Here is a 2,916-nt window from a genome sequence, read left to right on the forward strand (position 1 = left end):
GGGCACCTGCCCTCGCCCGGGAGTCCCGCACCCCTGCTCGCACCATCCGACCCAGCACAAGGGAGTGTTGATGTCCGCACCACACCGCCGGGCACACCGCCGGGCACTGGCCGCGACGACCGGTCTGGTCGTCGCGCTCGGTGCCCTGGTACCCGCGACGACCGCAGCCACAGCGCACGACGTCCCGGCCGGCTCCGGCCGCGCCGCCACCGACCATGCGGAGACGACCGAGTTCGACAAGGTGCCGCTCGTCACGGAGGGCCTCGCCGACCCGTTCGAGCTCGACGTGGCCGACGACGGCCGCGTCGTCTACATCCAGCGCACCGGTCAGGTGATCGTGCTGGACCAGGAGACGCTGCGCCAGAGGACGGCGCTGGACCTGGACTACTCGCTGGACCTGCTCACGCAGTCCGACGGTCTCCTGGGCCTGACCCTGGATCCCGACTTCACCGAGAACGGGTGGCTGTACCTGCTGTGGAGCGACCCCGACGTCGCGAAGATGAACCTCTCGCGGTTCACGATGGGGCCGGACGACACGATCGACCCCGCGTCGGAGAAGCGGCTGCTCGACTTCACCATCTGGCGCGGCGAGGGCCGCGCCAACTCCCACATGGCCGGCTCGCTCGCGATGGGCCCGGACGGCGACCTCTACGTCGCCACCGGGGACAACTCCGACCCGTTCGACCAGGCGGGCTACACCCCGATCGACGAGCGTCCCGGACGCCGGGGCTGGGACGCGCAGGGCACGTCGGCCAACACGAACGACCTGCGCGGCAAGGTCCTGCGGATCACCCCGCAGGACGACGGCACCTACACGATCCCGGACGGCAACCTGTTCGCGCCGGGCACCGAGGGCACCCGCCCGGAGATCTACGGGATGGGCTTCCGCAACCCGTTCCGGATCACGGTCGACCCCGGCACCGGCGCGGTGCTGATCGGGGACTACGGGCCCGACGCCCGCGTGGCCGACCCGCTGCGCGGCCCCGAGGGCCAGGTCGAGCTCATCCGAATGACGGAGCCCGGCAACCACGGCTGGCCGTACTGCCATGCCGACAACCAGCCCTACATCGACTACGACTTCGCCACGGGCGCCTCGGGCGAGGCGTTCGACTGCGCCAACCCGGTCAACGACTCCCCGAACAACACGGGCCTGCGCGAGCTGCCGCCGTCCCAGGAGCCGCTCGTCTGGTACGGCTACGGGGTCTCCGACGAGTTCCCTGAGCTCGGCTCGGGCGGGGCGGCCCCCATGGGCGGCCCCGTCTACCGGTTCGACCCGGAGCTCGACGTCAAGACCAAGTTCCCGGAAGCCTTCGACGGGCACTGGTTCGTGTCCGAGTACGCCCGCAACTTCTACAAGGTGCTCTCGCTGGACGAGGCGACGGGCGAGCTCGCCTCGATCGACCCGTTCCTTCCGGACGAGACGTTCGTCGCCCCGTTCGAGGCCGAGTTCGGCCCCGACGGCTCGCTCTACGTCATCGACTTCGGCCTCGGCCGGGGCGCCGGCCGCGGGAGCACCAACACCGGCGCCGGCATCTACCGCATCGACCACGCGGCCGACGGCCGCCGGCCGATCTCGCGGTTCACCGCCGACGTCGACTCCGGGCCGGAGCCTCTGACCGTCGCCTTCGACGGCGGTACGAGCGAGAGCCCCGACGGGCTCGACATCACGTACGAGTGGGACTTCGAGAACGACGGCGTCGTCGACTCCACCGAGGCGAGTCCCACGCACACCTACACCGAGCGCGGCCAGTTCAGAGCCCGCCTGACGGTCACGGACAGCGACGGCTTCACGGGCGTCTCCGTGCAGAAGATCACCGCCGGCAACACCCGGCCGGACGTCGCCTTCGGGGCGCCGTTCCACGGCGGCTTCGCCGAGCTCGGCGACACGGTCGACTACGCCGTCGACGTGACCGACCCCGAGGACGGCTCCACCGAGGCGGGCACTATCGACTGCGAGCAGGTCGCGGTGAACACCCAGCTCGGCCACGACACGCACGCGCACCCGCTGGACAACTACACCGGGTGCTCCGGGTCGGTGTTCCTCGACCCGGCGGACCACGGCGTGGGCCAGAACGTCTACCCGGTGCTCGGGGCGGGCTACGAGGACCTGGGCGCGGACGGCGTGCCCGCGTTGGCCGGCCAGGACGTCCTCCACCTGCAGGTCCGGGACAAGGAGGCCGAGTTCTACGCGGACGGCTCCGGCGTCACCGTGGCCGACGGCGCCGACGCACGGGGCGGACGGCTCGTGACCGACGCCGACCACGGCGACTGGATCGCGTTCGGGCCGGTCGACCTGCGCGGCATCGACGCCCTGACGGTGGGCGCCGTCCGCGGTGCCGCCGACGCGACGGTCGAGGTGCGGGCCGGCAGCCCTGCCGGGCGCAAGCTCGGCCAGGTGCGGGTCGCCGCCGCCACGGCCGCCGGCCAGGTCGTCTCGCCCACGATCGACGTGGCGGGCGAGGAGGGCCCGACCACCCTGTACCTCGTGGTCAGGAGCAGGCACGAGCCGGCAGGCGGCGCGGACCTCGGTCTCGACTGGCTCGTCTTCCACGGGCGTGGCGTCGCCGACACCACGGCCCCCGTCGTGACCGCCGAGGCCGGCCGCGAGGGCGGACCGGTCGGCGTCCCGTTCGAGCTGTCCGGCTCCGCCGTGGCACCCGAGGGACGCCAGATCGTCTCCTACCGGTGGGACCTGGGTGACGGGACCATCGCGGACGGCGCGAGCGTCACGCACGTCTACGAGGAGCCGGGCCGGTACACCGCACGGCTGATCGCGACGGACAGCGAGGGCACCCGGGACTGGACCACCCTCGAGCTGACGGTCAACGGCACGCGGAGCTGAACCGCGGGTCGAGGCCGGCCCGGTCCACGCCGCCGAGAAGCACGAGGGCGACGACGACGCGAGGAGATCGCGAC

At 72.4% G+C, this 2,916-nt stretch carries 1 protein-coding gene; it reads left to right on the forward strand.

Annotated elements, in window-relative coordinates; genetic code table 11:
* Positions 1-70 precede the first annotated feature (70 nt).
* Complete coding sequence (locus ACFWE2_RS25115; protein WP_377226930.1) at positions 71-2,842, forward strand: PKD domain-containing protein; 2,772 nt, start codon at positions 71-73, stop codon at positions 2,840-2,842.
* The last annotated feature ends 74 nt before the right edge of the window (positions 2,843-2,916 follow it).

This window comes from Promicromonospora sp. NPDC060271, from assembly GCF_042726755.1.
In the GTDB taxonomy this organism is placed as follows: Bacteria; Actinomycetota; Actinomycetes; order Actinomycetales; family Cellulomonadaceae; genus Promicromonospora.